16 protein-coding genes are annotated in these 16,098 nt (G+C 71.9%); 12 read left to right on the forward strand and 4 right to left on the reverse strand.

All coding sequences use genetic code 11. From position 1 onward, the window contains the following. Nucleotides 1-34 precede the first annotated feature (34 nt). Entirely contained in the window at nucleotides 35-847 is an 813-nt protein-coding gene (locus tag QRN49_RS07810) for a putative RNA methyltransferase (RefSeq protein WP_284755034.1), read from the forward strand. Between the two features lie 13 nt (nucleotides 848-860). Here the strand turns inward: QRN49_RS07810 and QRN49_RS07815 are convergent, their stop codons facing one another. Together QRN49_RS07815 and QRN49_RS07820 are read right to left on the reverse strand one after the other, a co-directional pair. Beyond that, nucleotides 861-1,394: a hypothetical protein gene (locus QRN49_RS07815; protein WP_017887936.1), complete on the reverse strand. Its 534-nt coding sequence runs from the start codon at nucleotides 1,392-1,394 to the stop codon at nucleotides 861-863. A gap of 96 nt (nucleotides 1,395-1,490) precedes the next feature. Continuing rightward, nucleotides 1,491-1,910 carry a VOC family protein gene (locus QRN49_RS07820; protein ID WP_284755036.1) on the reverse strand — a complete coding sequence of 140 codons (420 nt, stop codon included), beginning with the start codon at nucleotides 1,908-1,910 and terminating at the stop codon, nucleotides 1,491-1,493. 62 nt (nucleotides 1,911-1,972) lie between these two features. Here QRN49_RS07820 and QRN49_RS07825 point away from each other — a divergent pair, with 62 nt between their 5' ends. The 8 genes from QRN49_RS07825 (at nucleotide 1,973) to QRN49_RS07860 (ending at nucleotide 11,556) form a co-directional block, all read left to right on the forward strand. After that, the gene (locus QRN49_RS07825) at nucleotides 1,973-2,917 is read left to right on the forward strand and encodes a helix-turn-helix transcriptional regulator (protein WP_502868996.1); all 945 of its coding nucleotides are present in this window, start codon (nucleotides 1,973-1,975) and stop codon (nucleotides 2,915-2,917) included. A gap of 251 nt (nucleotides 2,918-3,168) precedes the next feature. Next, the gene (locus tag QRN49_RS07830) at nucleotides 3,169-3,258 is read left to right on the forward strand and encodes a potassium-transporting ATPase subunit F (RefSeq protein ID WP_284755040.1); all 90 of its coding nucleotides are present in this window, start codon (nucleotides 3,169-3,171) and stop codon (nucleotides 3,256-3,258) included. Next, the gene (kdpA, locus tag QRN49_RS07835; protein ID WP_284755042.1) at nucleotides 3,258-4,940 is read left to right on the forward strand and encodes a potassium-transporting ATPase subunit KdpA; all 1,683 of its coding nucleotides are present in this window, start codon (nucleotides 3,258-3,260) and stop codon (nucleotides 4,938-4,940) included. Before QRN49_RS07830 ends, kdpA begins: the two co-directional genes overlap by 1 nt. After that, nucleotides 4,937-7,036 (forward strand): potassium-transporting ATPase subunit KdpB, encoded by a 2,100-nt coding sequence (gene kdpB / locus QRN49_RS07840; protein ID WP_284755044.1) that lies wholly within the window; start codon nucleotides 4,937-4,939, stop codon nucleotides 7,034-7,036. Before kdpA ends, kdpB begins: the two co-directional genes overlap by 4 nt. A 2-nt stretch (nucleotides 7,037-7,038) precedes the next feature. Continuing rightward, entirely contained in the window at nucleotides 7,039-7,638 is a 600-nt protein-coding gene (gene kdpC / locus QRN49_RS07845; protein WP_284755046.1) for a K(+)-transporting ATPase subunit C, read from the forward strand. 130 nt (nucleotides 7,639-7,768) lie between these two features. Further along, a complete protein-coding gene (locus QRN49_RS07850; protein WP_284755048.1) occupies nucleotides 7,769-10,261 on the forward strand; it encodes an ATP-binding protein in 2,493 nt (830 codons plus the stop codon). After that, entirely contained in the window at nucleotides 10,258-10,941 is a 684-nt protein-coding gene (locus QRN49_RS07855) for a response regulator (RefSeq protein WP_027466795.1), read from the forward strand. Before QRN49_RS07850 ends, QRN49_RS07855 begins: the two co-directional genes overlap by 4 nt. Before the next feature lie 96 nt (nucleotides 10,942-11,037). Then, nucleotides 11,038-11,556, forward strand: a complete 519-nt coding sequence (locus tag QRN49_RS07860) for a helix-turn-helix domain-containing protein (protein WP_027466794.1) — start codon at nucleotides 11,038-11,040, stop codon at nucleotides 11,554-11,556. Here the strand turns inward: QRN49_RS07860 and QRN49_RS07865 are convergent. Then, entirely contained in the window at nucleotides 11,540-12,385 is an 846-nt protein-coding gene (locus QRN49_RS07865) for a helix-turn-helix transcriptional regulator (protein ID WP_017887946.1), read from the reverse strand. The genes QRN49_RS07860 and QRN49_RS07865 overlap by 17 nt on opposite strands. Nucleotides 12,386-12,495: 110 nt before the next feature. On the opposite strand from QRN49_RS07865, the gene hxlB reads away from it, so the two are divergent. From hxlB to QRN49_RS07880, 3 genes are all read left to right on the forward strand, one after another. After that, nucleotides 12,496-13,059, forward strand: coding sequence for a 6-phospho-3-hexuloisomerase (gene hxlB, locus QRN49_RS07870; RefSeq protein WP_071406216.1), 564 nt, complete (start codon nucleotides 12,496-12,498; stop codon nucleotides 13,057-13,059). Nucleotides 13,060-13,070: 11 nt separating this feature from the next. After that, nucleotides 13,071-13,694, forward strand: a complete 624-nt coding sequence (gene hxlA, locus QRN49_RS07875) for a 3-hexulose-6-phosphate synthase (RefSeq protein WP_071406215.1) — start codon at nucleotides 13,071-13,073, stop codon at nucleotides 13,692-13,694. A 123-nt stretch (nucleotides 13,695-13,817) separates the two neighbouring features. Further along, nucleotides 13,818-14,540, forward strand: a complete 723-nt coding sequence (locus QRN49_RS07880) for an alpha/beta hydrolase (RefSeq protein ID WP_111023339.1) — start codon at nucleotides 13,818-13,820, stop codon at nucleotides 14,538-14,540. 71 nt (nucleotides 14,541-14,611) lie between these two features. Here the strand turns inward: QRN49_RS07880 and QRN49_RS07885 are convergent, their stop codons facing one another. Continuing rightward, complete coding sequence (locus QRN49_RS07885; protein WP_284755056.1) at nucleotides 14,612-15,967, reverse strand: APC family permease; 1,356 nt, start codon at nucleotides 15,965-15,967, stop codon at nucleotides 14,612-14,614. Between the last annotated feature and the right edge of the window lie 131 nt (nucleotides 15,968-16,098).

Consider the following 16,098-nt stretch of genomic DNA (forward strand, 5'->3'; position numbering starts at 1 on the left):
CCGGTCAGGCTACCGAGGCCCGTACGCTGGGCCGGTGCGTGACGACCTGCTGCCGATGCTCGCCTGCCCCGTGTGCGCCGAGCCCCTCGGCCGCGTCGACGACGGCCAGGTCGGCTGCCCGAACGGTCACCGGTTCGACGAGGCGAAGCAGGGCCACCTGACGCTCCTGCCCGCGAAGCGCCGCGCACTCACCGCGGACACTCCGGAGATGGTGGACGCGCGGCTGCGGTTCCTGGGGCGCGGGCACTACGCGCCGGTCGAGCGGGCGCTCGCCGCGATCGTCGCGGACGCCACCGCGCCCGGCATCGTGCTCGACGTCGGTTCGGGTCCAGGGACCTACCTGGCGCATGCGCTGCGCGCGGCGGACGGGAGGCTCGGGGTCGCGTTGGACTTGTCGGCCGTCGCGATCCGGCGTGCGGCACGCGCCCACGAGCGCGCGGGGGCCGTCGTCGGGGACGTGACCGAGCGCCTCCCGGTCGTCGACGGCGCTGCCGCCGTCCTGCTCGACGTCTTCGCACCGCGCAACCAGACCGAGTACGCCCGCGTCCTGCACGCCGACGGCGTGCTCGTGGTGGTGACCCCGCGGACCGGCCACCTGGCGGAGCTCGCCGAGGCGACGATCAGCGTGGACCCGGAGAAGGAGCGCCGACTGCACGACTCCCTGACGCCGTCGTTCGCGCTGCGGTCCTCCGAGGACCTGATGTGGTCCATGGAGCTGTCGGCGGAGGACGTCCACGACGTCGTGCACATGGGGCCGAGCCACCACCACGTCTCGGCGGAGCAGGTGTTCGCGCCGACGAGCGTGACCGCGACCGTGACGGTCAGCACCTGGAGCCGCTCGGGCTGATCCTCCGACCGGGTCAGCGCTCGCCCACGTCCCGCGGACTGTCCTGTTCGGCCCGCCGACGGGCGGTGTGGGCTCGCCCGCGCACACGGTCGACGGCCATCCCGATCCGGGCGAGCAGGAGGACGACGCCCAGGCTCCCGGCTCCGATCGGCGTCACGAACAGCCCGAGGTCGATGCCGGGCATCCGCCACCAGTCGATCGACCACGCGGCGACGAGCGCGAACCCGAGCAGGAGCGCGCCCGTCCACCACCACCGCCCGGGGACCCGGACGGTGCCGAGACCGGCGAGCACGAGGAGCGCCCAGCACCCCTCCGGCGCGAAGGACCGCGGGTCGCTCGTGCCGCAGGTGGACACCGCGCACTCCCACTCGACCTGGTCGGCCACGCCCGCGTACCAGTGGAACAGCAGCGCGGCAGCGACGACGGCGACGAGTGCGACCGGCGGCCCGATCCAGCGCCACACGCTGCCGAACCGGGAGCGGCGTCGGCGGGCGGCCACCCATCCGTGGCCGAGCTCGTAACCGGGCATCGGGCGGAACTCGGGCATGCCAGCACGCTATCGGCGGCCGGATTCCGTGGGGAAGTGGTTCACAAACGTCCGAGCGTCGGTGCGGGGCGGGACCATCCGGGCCGCACCGCCGCGTCACTCGGTCGGGGCCGCGACGTCGAGCTGCCAGACCACGCCGAAGCGGTCGCGCAGCTGCCCGGCCAACGGTGCCCAGGCCGAGGGTTCCAGGGGCTGCCGGACCTCGGCCCCGTCGGACAGGGCGGCCCAGTACCGCTCGATCTCGGCGGTGTCGTCGCCGTGCGCGAACACGTAGAAGGCGTTCGAGCCCTGGTCGTAGGGCTGCCCGGGCCAGACGTCGAAGGCCATGACGCGGAACCCGGCGGCCGTGGAGACCTGCCCGAAGACGATGCGGTCCGCCCAGGCCGGGTCGTCCAGGGCGCCCATCTGGCCGTAGGTGGCGGCGGTGACCTCGCCGCCGAAGACCGATGCGTAGAAGTCGAGCGCCGCGCGGGCGTCGCCGTCGAAGTTGAGGTGGGTTGTCGTCTCGATGCTCATGGGACGAGGATCTCGGGCAATGCGGTCAGATCATGTCCGCTTCTCGGGCGAAGATGGACGCCATGGCCGGACCCTCCGCACGGATGCTCGCGCTGCTCTCCCTGCTCCAGGTGCACCGCGATTGGCCGGGGGACGAGCTGGCCGGGCGGCTCGAGGTCAGTCCCCGTACGGTCCGCCGCGACGTCGATCGGCTCCGTGGGCTCGGGTACCGGGTCGAGGCGCTCCGCGGACCGGCCGGCGGCTACCGGCTCGAGGCCGGCTCCGACCTGCCCCCGCTGCTCTTCGACGACGACCAGGCGGTGGCGATCGCCCTGGCGCTCGCCGTGGCACCGGCATCGGGGGCGGACGTCGCCGAGCCGGCGGCCCGCGCCCTGGCGACCGTCCGGCAGGTGATGCCCGCGCGACTGCGGTCCCGGGTCGACGCGGTGCAGGCCGTGACCGCGACGAGCCGGACCACCACCGACCCGGAGGTCCTGGTGGCGGTGAGCGAGGCCGTCCACCTGCACGAGGTCTTCCGCTTCGGGTACGGCGACGACGAGACCCCGCACCGGGTGGAACCGCACGCCGTCGTCGCCCGGAACGGTCGCTGGTACCTGCTCGACTGGGATGCCGCCCGCGACGACTGGCGCACGCACCGCATCGACCGGATCGCGCCCCGGATGCGCACCCGCGTCCCCTTCACGCCGCGACCGATCCCCGGTGGCGATGCGGCCGCGTTCGTGTCCGCGCGGTTCAAGGGGTCGGCGGTCGACGACGTGTGGCCGTGCACCGGGTCGGTGTCGATGACCGCGGACGATGCGCGGCGGATCGCGCCGTACCTGCCCGAGGACGCCGTGGTCGAGCAGCTCGAGGACGACCGGGCCCGCGTCACCCTCGGATCGTGGTCGTGGGACGGCCTCGCCGGAGTCATCGCCGGGCTGGCCGTGCCGATCCGGGTCGAGGGGCCGGACGCGCTGCGCCGAGCCGTTCGTGCCCTGTCGACCCGACTCGCGACCGCGGCCGACTGAGCCACCTCGGTCACGCGCGTTAGGAGCGTGCATGCGTCCGCCAGGGCGGCGTCAGGGATCCGTTAGGAGCGGCCTGGAGGCGCGGCGCAGGATCCAGCATCGGTTCGGCACCACAAGTGGTGCCGGTCCGCGTCACCCGGCGCGGACACCGCAGATCTTCTGGAGTCCCTCGTGTTCGACGTGTTCGTCGTCGCCGGTGTCCTCGCCGTGTTCGGCGTGGTGGCACTGATCGCCAAGGGGGTGGAACGGCTGTGATCGGCATCACCATCGTGGCCGCCGTCCTCGGCATCGCCGCTGTCGTGTACCTCGTCTGGGCGCTCGTGCGTCCGGAGCGTTTCTAGTGGGCGCCGCGGACGTCTGGGCGGGCATCGCCCAGGTCGCCACGCTCGTCCTGCTGCTCGTCGTCGCGTACCGCCCGCTCGGTGACTGGATGGCGAAGGTCTTCACGCCCGTCCGCCACAACCGGGTCGAGCGCGGGGTCTACCGGCTGATCGGGGTCGACCCGGACGCCGAGCAGTCGTGGCCCGTGTACCTGCGCGGCGTGCTGCTCTTCAGCGTCGCCGGGCTCCTGCTCGTCTACCTGCTGCAGCGCATCCAGGTCGTCCTGCCCGGCGACCTCGGGCTGCCCGCCGTCGGACCCTCGCTCGCGTTCAACACCGCGGCGTCGTTCGTCGCGAACACGAACTGGCAGTCCTACTCGCCCGAGGCCACCCTCGGCTACACGGTGCAGATGGCCGGCCTGGCGGTGCAGAACTTCCTGTCCGCGGCCGTCGGTCTCTCGGTCGCCGTGGCCCTGGTGCGCGGGTTCGCCCGTCGCAAGTCGGGCACGCTCGGCAACGTGTGGGTGGACATCGTCCGCGGTCTCGGCCGACTGCTGCTGCCCGGGGCGTTCGTCTTCGCGATCGTCCTCGTCGCCGGCGGGGTCGTCCAGTCGTGGGGGAGCGGCACCGACGTCACCACGCTCATCGGCGGCACGCAGCACATCCCGGACGGGTTCGTCGCCTCGCAGGAGGCGATCAAGGAGCTCGGCACGAACGGTGGCGGCTACTTCAACGCCAACTCGGCGCACCCGTTCGAGAACCCGCAGGCGTGGACGAACCTCGTCGAGATCTTCCTGATGCTCGTCATCCCGTTCTCGCTCCCGCGCACGTTCGGGCGGCTGGTCGGCGACGACCGCCAGGGGTACGCGATCCTCGCCGTGATGGGCGCGATCTTCCTCGTGTCGCTGTCGGTCATGTCGATCGCCGAGCTCGGCGGCGGCGGTGTCGCCACACACGCTGCCGGGGCCGCGATGGAGGGCAAGGAGAGCCGCTTCGGCATCCTCGGTTCGACGCTCTTCTCGACCGCGACCACCTCGACGTCCACCGGTGCCGTCAACGCGATGCACGACAGCTACACCCCGATCGGCGGGATGATGGCGCTCGTCAACATGATGCTCGGCGAGGTCACCCCCGGCGGCGTCGGATCCGGCCTGTACGGCATGCTCGTGCTCGCCGTCATCACGGTGTTCATCGGCGGCCTGCTCGTCGGTCGCACCCCGGAGTACCTCGGCAAGAAGATCGGCGCCAAGGAGATGACCTTCGCGGCGCTGTACATCCTCGTCACGCCGACGCTCGTGCTCCTGGCCACCGGGCTCTCGCTCGTGATCCCCGGGGTCCGCGAGCAGGTGCTCGGGACGTCGATCTTCAACCCCGGCAACCACGGGCTGACCGAGCTGCTCTACGCCTTCACCTCGGGTGCGAACAACAACGGCTCGGCCTTCGGCGGGCTCACCGCGAACACCACGTGGATGAACTCCTCGCTCGGCGTCGTGATGCTGCTCGGCCGCTTCGTGCCGATGGTGTTCGTCCTGGCGCTCGCTGGGTCCCTCGCCGCGCAGGACCGGGTGCCGGAGACCGCCGGCACGCTGCCCACCCACCGCCCGCTGTTCATCGGGCTGCTCGGCGGCGTCGCCGTCATCGTCACCGCACTCACCTACTTCCCGGTGCTCGCACTGGGTCCGCTCGCAGAAGGACTGTCATGACCACCCCCGTGACCACGGAGTCGGAACCGCGCACCGCCGTGGAACCGGCCACCCGCTCGTCCGCATTCGGACCCCGCCAACTGGTGGCGGGCCTCCCGGGCGCCCTGCGGAAACTCGACCCGCGACTCATGTGGCGGAACCCCGTCATGTTCATCGTCGAGGTCGGCGCAGCGCTGACGACGGCGGCTGCCGTCGTCGAGCCGTCCGCGTTCACCATCGCGATCGCCGTGTGGCTCTGGCTCACCGTCGTCTTCGCCAACCTGGCGGAGTCGGTGGCCGAGGGCCGTGGCAAGGCGCAGGCCGACACCCTGCGGAAGACCCGATCGACCACGAGCGCCCGCCGGGTGCTCGGGTACGCGACGACCGACGCGGCAGCAACCGGCAACGAGACCGAGGAGGTCGCGTCCGTCGACCTGGCCAAGGGCGACGTGGTCGTGGTCGTCGCCGGCGAGGTCATCCCCGGCGACGGTGACGTCATCGACGGCATCGCGTCGGTCGACGAGTCGGCCGTCACGGGTGAGTCCGCACCGGTCATCCGCGAGTCCGGTGGTGACCGCAGTGCCGTCACCGGCGGCACCCGGGTGCTGTCGGACCGGATCGTGGTGCGCATCACCTCGACGCCGGGCGAGACCTTCATCGACCGGATGATCCGCCTGGTCGAGGGTGCGGCACGGCAGAAGACGCCGAACGAGATCGCGCTGAACATCCTGCTCGCCTCGTTGTCGATCGTCTTCGTGATCGTCTGCCTGACGATGCAGCCCATCGCGGGGCTCGTCGGTGCGACGGTCAGCGTGCCGGTGCTCATCGCCCTGCTCGTCTGCCTCATCCCGACCACCATCGGAGCCCTGCTCTCCGCGATCGGCATCGCCGGCATGGACCGGCTCGTGCAGCACAACGTGCTGGCGATGTCGGGCCGCGCGGTCGAGGCCGCCGGTGACATCACGACGCTGCTGCTCGACAAGACCGGCACGATCACCTACGGCAACCGTCGGGCATCCCGGGTGGTGCCGGTGCCGGGCGTGAGCGAGGCTTCGCTGATGGAAGCGGCAGCCCTGTCGAGTGCTGCGGACTCGACCCCTGAGGGGCGCTCGATCGTCGACCTGGCGCGCGAGGACGGCGCCGCCGTCGGCCTGCCGGACGGCGCTGTCGAGGTGCCGTTCACGGCGCAGACGCGCATGTCCGGTCTCGACCTGCCGGACGGGTCGCAGATCCGGAAGGGTGCCGCTGCGGCAGTGCTCGCCTGGGCGGACACCACCGAAGCCGGCGTCGTGTCGGCCATCGACGCGACCGTCGCGGAGATCTCCGACCAGGGTGGCACCCCGCTCGTCGTCGGCCGTCGCTCCTCCGCCGGCGCGGTCACACTGCTCGGCGTCGTGCACCTGAAGGACGTCGTGAAGGACGGCATGGCGTCGCGGTTCGCCGAGCTCCGGTCGATGGGCATCCGCACGGTGATGATCACCGGGGACAACCCGCGCACCGCGGCCGCCATCGCCCACGAGGCCGGCGTCGACGACTTCCTCGCCGAGGCCACCCCGGAGGACAAGCTCGCGTACATCAAGCGCGAGCAGGAGGGCGGCAACCTCGTCGCCATGACCGGTGACGGCACCAACGACGCCCCGGCCCTGGCCCAGGCGGACGTCGGCGTCGCGATGAACACCGGCACGACGGCGGCGAAGGAGGCGGGCAACATGGTCGACCTCGACTCCGACCCGACCAAGCTCATCGACGTCGTCCGCATCGGCAAGCAGCTGCTCATCACCCGCGGTGCGCTGACCACCTTCTCCATCGCCAACGACGTCGCGAAGTACTTCGCGATCATCCCGGCGATGTTCCAGGCGGCGTTCCCCGGGCTCGCGGCGCTCAACGTCATGGGGCTGCACAGCCCGTCGTCCGCGATCCTGTCGGCTGTCGTCTTCAACGCGCTCGTCATCGTGGCGCTCATCCCGCTGTCCCTGCGTGGCGTCAAGTACCGCGCGGCCGCAGCGTCGTCGATCCTCGGCCGCAACCTGCTCGTCTACGGGCTGGGCGGCGTGGTCGTCCCCTTCATCGGCATCAAACTGATCGACCTCGTCGTCGGTCTCATCCCGGGGTTCTAGTCATGGCATCTGCACGTTCCACCTTCCGTTCCGCCGGTGTGGCCATCCGCCTCACCCTCGTCGCCACCGTCGTCCTGGGCGTCGGCTACCCGCTCGCCGTCTGGGGCGTCGGCCAGGCAGCGTTCCACGACCAGGCCAACGGTTCGATGGTCACGGACTCGTCCGGCACGGTCGTCGGTTCCTCGTTGATCGGGCAGTCGTTCACCGGCAAGCAGGCCGACCGCTGGTTCCAGTCGCGGCCGTCCGCCGCCGGGGACGGCTACGACGCGGGGGCGTCCTCCGGCTCGAACCTCGGGCCGAACAACGCCGACCTGCTCAAGGCCGTCGATGAGCGTCGTGCGGCGCTGGCGAAGGCCGACGGGGTCTCCGCCGCGCAGGTGCCCGCCGACGCCGTGACCGCGTCCGGTTCGGGGCTCGACCCGGACATCAGCCCGGCGTACGCGTCGCAGCAGGTCGCGCGGGTGGCCTCAGCGCGAGGCCTGTCAGCGGACACCGTGCGGCAGCTGGTGGCGTCGCACACCGAGTCGCGGCAGCTCGGGTTCCTCGGTGAGCCCGTGGTGAACGTGCTCGCGCTGAACCTGGCGCTGGCGAAGGCGTCCTGAGCGTGGGTGACCCGGCGCGAGTGCGCTGCGCACAACCGAAGTCGCGCGGAACCGCGGAATCGCGCGGCGCGAGGTCACTTTGGTTGTGCGCAGCCCCCGCGCCGACCCCCGCACGCGAGAGGATGAGCACGTGAAGCGCGGGAAGCTGCGGGTCCTGCTCGGTGCGGCGCCCGGTGTCGGCAAGACCTACACGATGCTCGAAGAGGGGCGTCGGCTGCTCGACGAGGGTCGCGACGTGGTCGTCGCCGTCGTCGAGACGCACGAGCGCGCCGCCACCGCGGCACTGGTGGACGGGCTCGAGGTCGTGCCACGGCGCACCGTCTCGCACCGGGGTGTCGACCTCGACGACCTCGACCTCGACGCCGTCATCGCCCGGGCGCCCGAGGTCGCGCTGGTCGACGAACTCGCGCACACGAACGCCCCGGGGAGCCCGAACGAGAAGCGCTGGCAGGACGTCGAAGCGCTGCGGGACGCCGGCATCGACGTCATCTCGACCGTCAACGTGCAGCACATGCAGTCCCTCGGTGACGTGGTCCGCGAGATCACCGGCACCGTGCAGCGCGAGACCGTCCCCGACGCCGTGGTGCGCGCGGCCGACCAGATCGAGGTCGTCGACCTGGCCCCGGCAGCGCTGCGCGAGCGGCTCTCCGACGGGCTCGTCTACCCAGCGGCCCGGATCGACGCCGCGCTGTCGAACTACTTCCGCCTCGGCAACCTCACCGCACTGCGCGAGATCGCCCTGCTCTGGCTCGCCGACGAGGTCGACGACGCGCTCAAGGCCTACCGCGCCGAGCACGGCATCGAGCACCGGTGGGAGACCCGGGAGCGCGTGCTCGTCGCCCTGACCGGCGGGCCCGAGGGCGAGACCCTGCTGCGCCGCGGCGCCCGCATCGCCGCCCGCAGTGCCGGCGGCGAGCTCGCCGCCGTCCACGTGACGACGAACGACGGCCTGCGCGTCCGGCACCCCGGTGCGCTCGGCAAGCAGCGGACCCTGCTCGAGCAGCTCGGTGGCACGTACCACCAGGTCGTCGGCGACGACGTGCCGAGCACACTGGTGCGGTTCGCGCGGTCGATCGACGCCACCCAGATCGTGATCGGGGTCAGTCGCCGCAGCCGGCTCGCGGCCGCCATGACCGGTCCGGGGATCGGCAACACCGTGATCCGCGAGTCCGGCGACATCGACGTGCACGTCGTCACGCACGAGCGCGCCGGCGGCGGGATCACCCTGCCGAAGCTCGGCGGCAGCCTGTCGCGTGGCCGGGTGGTCGCCGCCTTCGTGCTGTCGGTCCTGGTCGGGCCGCTGCTCACGTGGGTGCTGTCGATCGGCAGCGATCCGGACGCCATCACGGTGGACGTGCTGGCGTACCAGCTGCTCGTCCTCGTCGTGGCGCTCGTGGGCGGGATGTGGCCGGCGGTGTTCACGGCCGTGCTGTCCGGACTGAGCCTCGACTACTTCTTCGTGCAACCCCTCTACATGGTCACCGTCCAGCAGCCGTGGCACCTGTTCGCCCTGGTCATGTACGTGATCAGTGCGGTGCTGGTCAGCTTCGTGGTCGACCGGTCCGCGCGGCGGTCGCGCGCTGCCCGTCGGGCCTCGGCCGAGTCCGGGCTCCTGATGGGCATCGCCGGCAGCGTGCTCCGCGGCGACGACGCCCTGCAGGCACTGCTCGACCGCACACGAGAGGCGTTCGGCTTCGCCGGCGTCCGGATCCGCCAGGGTGACGAGGTGCCGGCGACCTCCGGCGAGTTCGGTGCGACGCCGGACGCGTCGACGACGCTGGCGTCCGGTGCCGTGCTCGAGTTCGCCGGTGCGCCCGACGACCCGACCCAGCGCCGACTGCTGCGGGTCGTCGAGCAGCAGCTCGACGCCGCCGTCGAGCACCGCGAGCTGACACGCACCGCCGTCGGCGCCGAGCGCATCGCCGCCGCCGACCGGGTCCGCAGCGCACTGCTCGCGGCCGTCGGCCACGACGTGCGCCGACCCATCGCCGCGGCCTCCGCCGCCGTGCAGACGCTGCGTGCGCCCGACATCGACCTGTCACGGGCCGACCGGGAGGCGCTGCTCGCGACCGCCGACGAGAGCCTCGGTCAGCTGGCGGTGCTGTTGGCAGACCTGTTGGACGTCAGTCGTGTCCAGGCCGGTGTCCTCGCGGTCACCCCGGCGGCGATCGCGCTCGAGACGGTGGTCGCGCCCGCCCTCGACGAGCTGGAGCTCGGCCCGGACGACGTCGACCTCGACCTGCCCGCGGACCTGCCGCCGGTGCTCGCCGACCCGGTCCTGCTGCAGCGCGTCGTCGTGAACCTGCTCGCCAACGCCGCCCGGTACGCCCCGGACGGCACCCACGTCCGGGTCGCCGCGAGCGCGTTCGCCGGCGGTGTCGAGCTCCGCGTCGCCGACCACGGCCCCGGCATCCCCGAGGACCGCCGCGACGAGGTGTTCCAGCCGTTCCAGCGGCTCGGTGACACCGACAACGAGACCGGCCTCGGGCTCGGGCTGGCCCTGGCGCGCGGGTTCACCGAGGGCATGGGCGGCACGATCGAGGTCGACGACACCCCGGGCGGTGGGCTCACCGTCGTGGTGCGGCTGCCGATCGCCGGGCACGTGGGAGTGGAGATCCGATGAAGGTCCTGATCGCTGACGACGACGCGCAGCTCGTCCGCGCGCTGTCGGTGACGCTCTCGGCGCGCGGGTACGACGTCGTCACGGCTCGGGACGGGCGCGAGGCGATCGACGCCGTCATCACCGAGCGCCCCGACCTGGTGCTGCTCGACCTCGGCATGCCCCGGCTCGACGGCATCGGGGTGCTCGAGGGCGTCCGGGCTTGGTCGCAGGTGCCGGTCCTCGTGCTCTCCGGTAGGACCGACTCGTCCGACAAGGTCGACGCGCTCGACGCCGGTGCCGACGACTACGTGACGAAGCCGTTCCAGATGGACGAGCTCCTCGCCCGGCTGCGGGCACTCGGACGGCGGCGGGTGGTGGCGTCGGAGGAGACCCCGACGATCGCGATCGGACCGCTGCTCGTGGACCTCGTCGCGAAGCAGGTCACTCCGGCCGAGGGTCCGGCGATCCGCCTGACGCCCACCGAGTGGCGCCTGCTCGAGGTCCTGGTCACGAACCCCGACCGGCTGATGACCCGCGAGATGCTGTTGACCGAGGTCTGGGGGCCGACGCACGGCAACGACTCCGGGTACCTGCGCCTCTACATGGCCCAGCTGCGGCGGAAGCTCGAGCCCGACCCCGCGCACCCGCGGTACCTGGTGACGGAGTCCGGAATGGGCTACCGCTTCGCCCCCGGAGCGTAGGCGAGCGCCGCTGTCGGGGGACCGGCGGGAAGCTGTCGTGTCGGTGGCGGGTCCCTGTCGTGGTGCGCCGTTCCGCGGTTCCCTACTGTTCAGGACATGAACGAGATGCGGATCGGTGAACTCCGACGACTGCGGGGCTGGACCCAGGAACGACTGGCCGAGACGAGCGGCATCGCCGTGCGGACGGTGCAACGGATGGAGAGCGGCAACGACGCGAGCCTCGAGTCGCTGTCCGCGGTGGCCACGGCCCTCGAGGTCCCCGTGCGCGACCTGTTCGCCACCGAGGAGCCGGCGTCGCTCGACCCCGGGGTGCGCGGTCTCGACGAGCGCGCCGAGCGGGAGCAGGCGCAGCGCGACGCTGCTTCGCGCGGCTGGCAGTACCTGTACTCCGGTGTCGGCATCGTCGTGACGCTCGGCACCCTGGCACTGATCGGTTCGCGTATCTGGCCGGGGGCCGCGATCTTCGTCATCCCCATCTACTGGGCGGGTGGGCGGCTGCTCTCGCAGTTCCTGATGGCGACCGTCGTCGAGCCCGCGCTCGACCGTCGGTACCCGTTGTCGCGGTCTCGTCGGGACGCTTCGTCGCGGTCCCGTCGGTTCACGCCCGGGAGCTGAACGCCGCGAGCTCGGCCCGGGTGCGGGCGCCGTGCTTCCGGAGCAGGTTCGCCACGTGGTACTTCACCGTGTTGACGCTGATGCCGAGTCCCTCGGCGATCTCCCGGTTGCCGACACCGGTCGCCACGAGCCGCAGGACGTCGCGCTCCCGCGGGGTCAGGTCGCCGTCGTCGACCGCGTCCACCTCGGTCGGCCGCGGGTCGAGCGGGAGCGAGATGTCGAGCACCGATCCCCACCCCGGGGTGCTCGCGACCTGCACCCGCCCGTCGAGCGTGACGACCCGCTCCGCGATCGGCCGCATGGCGTCGTCCTGCACGTCGAGCGTGCCGGAGCCGTCGTCCCGGAGCTGCATGAGCAGGTTCCGGCCGTCGCAGTCCCACTGGATTCGCACCCGCTTCGCCGCACCGTCGTCGACCAGGGCGAGCACCGCGGTCCGCACGATCGCCCGGGCCGCGTGGGCGACGTCACCCGGGAGCGCGCGGCCGGTGGCCGGCGGCTCGACGAACTGCACGTCGAGGTCCCCGAAGCGCACGAGCGGTCGCAGGTCGGCGCGCAACCGCGAGAACGCGCCGGTGACGGGTTCGAGCAGGGTGCTCCGCTGCTGATCGGTCACGGTGCGCAGGTCGACGAGGGCGGCCGAGGCGATCTCGACGGCCTCCGCCCGGGCAGCCGCGTCGGTGACCCGCGAGGACCGGAGCACGGCGAGGACGGACTCGAGGGTCAGCGCGTGCCGGTCCGCCTGCTCGGCGACCGTGCGGGCGTGCTCGGCGGCCGCGAGCCGGATGGCGGAGCCGCCCCGGGCCTCCAGGGTGTCGACCGATGCGTCCATGGACGCGACCGTACCCGTCCCACCCGAGCGAACGGGCCCACCCGATGGGATGGGACCCCTGCCGGGGCGGGTAGCGGCGGACCGGGACGCGCGACGGAAGGATCGAGGGCATGGCAGCAACCACCGTCTCCGCAGCGCTCGACCTGGTCGTCCGCGAGGTCGGCGACCTGGCAGCCCGCCTCGACGACGCCCCGGCCCAGCGCGCACTCGACCTGATCGAGGGCGCCGACCGGGTGTTCGTCCACGGCGCCGGTCGCTCCGGCCTCGCCCTCCGCATGACCGCGATGCGCCTCATGCACCTGGGGCTCGACGCCCACGTCGTCGGCGAGGTCACCACCCCGGCCATCCGTCCGGGTGACCTGCTCCTCGTCGCGAGCGGCTCCGGTACGACCACCGGCATCGTGCAGGCCGCGCGCACCGCGCACGAGGTCGGCGCATCCGTCGTGGCGCTCTCGACCACCGACGACTCCCCGCTCTCCGAGCTGGCGGACGTCACGATCGTGCTGCCCGCCGCGACGAAGACCGACCGCTCCGGCACCGCCTCGGCCCAGTACGCCGGTGGCCTCTTCGAACAGGCGGTCGCCCTGGTGGGCGACGCCGTGTTCCACGCCCTGTGGACCCGAGGCGGGCAGTCCGCCGACGACCTCTGGCCCCGTCACGCCAACCTCGAATGAAAGGCACACCCATGCAGCTCCAGTTCGCCATGGACACCCTGACCACCGAAGCCGCCCTCGAGCTCGCCGCCGCGGCCGCGCCGCACGTCGACGTCCTCGAGCTCGGCACGCCCCTGATCAAGAGCGCCGGCCTGTCCGCCGTCACCGCGATCAAGGAAGCACACCCCGACAAGATCGTGTTCGCCGACCTCAAGACCATGGACGCCGGTGAGCTCGAGGCCGACATCGCCTTCTCGGCCGGTGCCGACCTGGTCACCGTCCTCGGTGTCGCCGGCGACTCGACGATCGTCGGCGCCGTCAAAGCCGCCAAGAAGCACGGCAAGGGCATCGTCGTCGACCTGATCGGCGTCTCCGACAAGGCCGCCCGTGCCCGTGAGGTCGTCGCGCTCGGCGCCGAGTTCGTCGAGGTCCACGCCGGGCTCGACGAGCAGGCGGAAGAGGGCTTCACGTTCTCGACCCTGCTCGACGCCGGTAAGGACTCGGGCGTCCCGTTCTCGATCGCGGGCGGCGTGAACGCGTCCTCGGTCGCCTCGGTGCAGGAGGCCGGCGCCCGCATCGCCGTCGCCGGCAGCGCGATCTACAGCGCCTCGGACGTCGGCGCAGCAGCCGCCGAGATCCGCGCCGCCATCAAGTAGCGCGTCTCGGTCGCCCGTTGCGGGCGACATCGTGAGCAGGAATGGTCGGGTGTGCACGTCGCACCCGACCATTCCTGCTCACGAAACGAACGCCGCCGTCCGGATGCGCCGTACGGTGGCCACATGAACCGAGCGCTGCGCTGGACCACCTGGATCGTCGCCGTCGTCGTGCTGATCGCGGTGGTGTTCCTCGTCTGGGCGCACATCGTCATGCAGGGCACCCGCAGCGCCGCCCTGCAGGTCTGGCGCGACGACCGAATCGCGGTCCGGGACGCCGGTGACTCGGTGGTGATGACCCCGACCGGCCAGGCCGACGGGGTCGGGATCGTCTTCATCCCCGGCGCGAAGGTCGATCCGTACGCCTACATGGCCACGTTCCGGCAGGTGGTCGCCAACGGCACGACGGTGGTCATCACGAAGCCGACGCTGAACCTCGCGTTCTTCGACACCCGGCCGCTCGCCACGTTCGAGGCCCACGCCCCCTCGGTCACCCGCTGGGGGGTCGGCGGGCACTCCCTGGGTGGGGTCCGCGCGTGCCAGCTCGCCCAGGACGCCGACGGCCTGCTGCTGCTCGGCAGCTACTGCGCGAACGACATCAGCCGCTCCTACATCGACGTGCTGAGCGTCTCCGGTTCGCGTGACGGCCTGTCGACCCCGGCCAAGGTCGACGCCGCGCGGGACAAGCTGCCGTCGACCGCCACCATGACCGAGATCCAGGGCTCGAACCACGCTGACTTCGGTGCCTACGGCGACCAGCCGGGCGACCGCACGGCGACCATCAGCCGTGCTGATGCCCGCCAGCAGATCTCGGACGCGATCGAGGCCTGGGTGCGCGACCTGCGCTGATCACGCGGGCGGACCGGCGGACGCACCACGGGCCTCCAGACGGTCTGCGTGGAGGCCCGTGGTGCGTGACGTCAGTGGATCACGCCCGCCTCGTGGTCGCGTCCGGAACGGTGCCCGGTGAACCGGGCGACGAAGTACAGGACCACGCCGACGGCGAGCAGGATCGCGGCGTAGAGCCAGACCTGACCGCTCTGCTGCGTCAGCAGCAGGATGCACGACAGCACCCCGAGCACCGGGACGAACGTCCAGACCCGGAAATGGTCGTGCTCGACGTGGTCGCGGCGGAGCACCAGGACGGCGACGTTCGTGCTGATGAACACGAAGAGCAGCAGGAGCACGACGGTCTCGGCCAGCACGCCGACGTCACCCACCAGGGTCAGGAGCATCGCGACGACCGTGGTGGCGACGATGGCGGTCCACGGGGTCTTCCGGTTCGGCAGGACCTTCGCGAGCAGGGCGGGCAGGAGCCGCTGCTCGGCCATGCCGTAGGTCACGCGGCTCGACATGATCATCGTGAGCAGCGCGCCGTTCGCGACGGCGACCAGGGCGATGAGGCTGAAGACCCAGTCGGGAATCGGGACGCCGGTGGCGGAGACGACCGCGAGGAGCGGGCCGCTGGACTCGGACAGCTCCGACGCGGGCAGGGCGATCGCACTGGCGACGGCGACGAGGACGTAGACGACGCCGGCCGTGGCGAGGGCGCCGAACAGGGCCTTCGGGTAGACGCGGCGGGGGTCGCGGACCTCCTCCGCGATGTTGGCGGACGTCTCGAAACCGACGAACGAGTAGTAGGCGACGATCGCGGCGCTCAGGGTCGCCAGGGCCGGGTTCGCCTCGGACGGGAACGCGCCGATCCGGGAGACGTCACCGCCGCCACCGCCGAGCATCACGGCCACGACGACGATCACGATGACGAGGCCGGAGACCTCGATGATCGTCATCACGACGTTGCTCTTGAGCGAGTCGGAGATGCCGCGGGCGTTCAGGCAGGCGATCAGGGCGAGGAAGACGATCGCGGTGGGCACGGGCGGCAGGTCGACGAACGTGCCGAGGTAGTCGCCGGCGAAGGCGAGCGACAGGCCGGCGGCGCTCGTGACGCCGGCGGCGAGCATGCTGAACCCGACCAGGAACGAGACGATCGGCGCCTTGTAGGCCCGTTCGGCGAAGACCGCGGCACCGCCGGCCTTCGGGTACTTCGTCACGAGTTCGGCGTAGGAGCCCGCGGTGAGCAGGGCCAGCAGGAGCGCGAGCACCAGCGGCGCCCAGAGTGCACCGCCGACGTCCTTGGCCAGCGTCCCCATCAGGGCGTAGATGCCGGCGCCGAGGACGTCGCCGAGGATGAAGAGGAACAGCAGCGGGCCGGTGATCGCCTGGCGGAGCTTCGACTGCGTGCCGTCGTGGGGTGCGGCCGTGGTGTCGCTGGTCATGGTGGTGCCTTTCGTCCGGGTCAGCGTGTCGGGGCATGTCTCAGAGGCCTCACAGGTGCACCGTGACGGGGGTCCTCCCTGCACAGCGGAGCGCCCGGTGAACTCTCTCCACAGGGTGCGGCGCGTCCGGA

The organism is Curtobacterium sp. ME-Dv--P-122a (assembly GCF_030209645.1).
In the GTDB taxonomy this organism is placed as follows: Bacteria; Actinomycetota; Actinomycetes; order Actinomycetales; family Microbacteriaceae; genus Curtobacterium; species Curtobacterium flaccumfaciens.

Excerpts from the sequence above, each read along its gene's own strand:
- QRN49_RS07815 (WP_017887936.1), bottom strand. The coding sequence starts at position 1,394 with ATGCCCGAGTTCCGCCCGATGCCCGGTTACGAGCTCGGCCACGGATGG.
- QRN49_RS07820 (WP_284755036.1), bottom strand. The coding sequence starts at position 1,910 with ATGAGCATCGAGACGACAACCCACCTCAACTTCGACGGCGACGCCCGC.
- QRN49_RS07825 (WP_502868996.1), top strand. The coding sequence starts at position 1,973 with ATGGCCGGACCCTCCGCACGGATGCTCGCGCTGCTCTCCCTGCTCCAG.
- kdpB (WP_284755044.1), top strand. The coding sequence starts at position 4,937 with ATGACCACCCCCGTGACCACGGAGTCGGAACCGCGCACCGCCGTGGAA.
- kdpC (WP_284755046.1), top strand. The coding sequence starts at position 7,039 with ATGGCATCTGCACGTTCCACCTTCCGTTCCGCCGGTGTGGCCATCCGC.
- QRN49_RS07855 (WP_027466795.1), top strand. The coding sequence starts at position 10,258 with ATGAAGGTCCTGATCGCTGACGACGACGCGCAGCTCGTCCGCGCGCTG.
- QRN49_RS07860 (WP_027466794.1), top strand. The coding sequence starts at position 11,038 with ATGAACGAGATGCGGATCGGTGAACTCCGACGACTGCGGGGCTGGACC.
- QRN49_RS07865 (WP_017887946.1), bottom strand. The coding sequence starts at position 12,385 with ATGGACGCATCGGTCGACACCCTGGAGGCCCGGGGCGGCTCCGCCATC.
- hxlB (WP_071406216.1), top strand. The coding sequence starts at position 12,496 with ATGGCAGCAACCACCGTCTCCGCAGCGCTCGACCTGGTCGTCCGCGAG.
- hxlA (WP_071406215.1), top strand. The coding sequence starts at position 13,071 with ATGCAGCTCCAGTTCGCCATGGACACCCTGACCACCGAAGCCGCCCTC.
- QRN49_RS07880 (WP_111023339.1), top strand. The coding sequence starts at position 13,818 with ATGAACCGAGCGCTGCGCTGGACCACCTGGATCGTCGCCGTCGTCGTG.
- QRN49_RS07885 (WP_284755056.1), bottom strand. The coding sequence starts at position 15,967 with ATGACCAGCGACACCACGGCCGCACCCCACGACGGCACGCAGTCGAAG.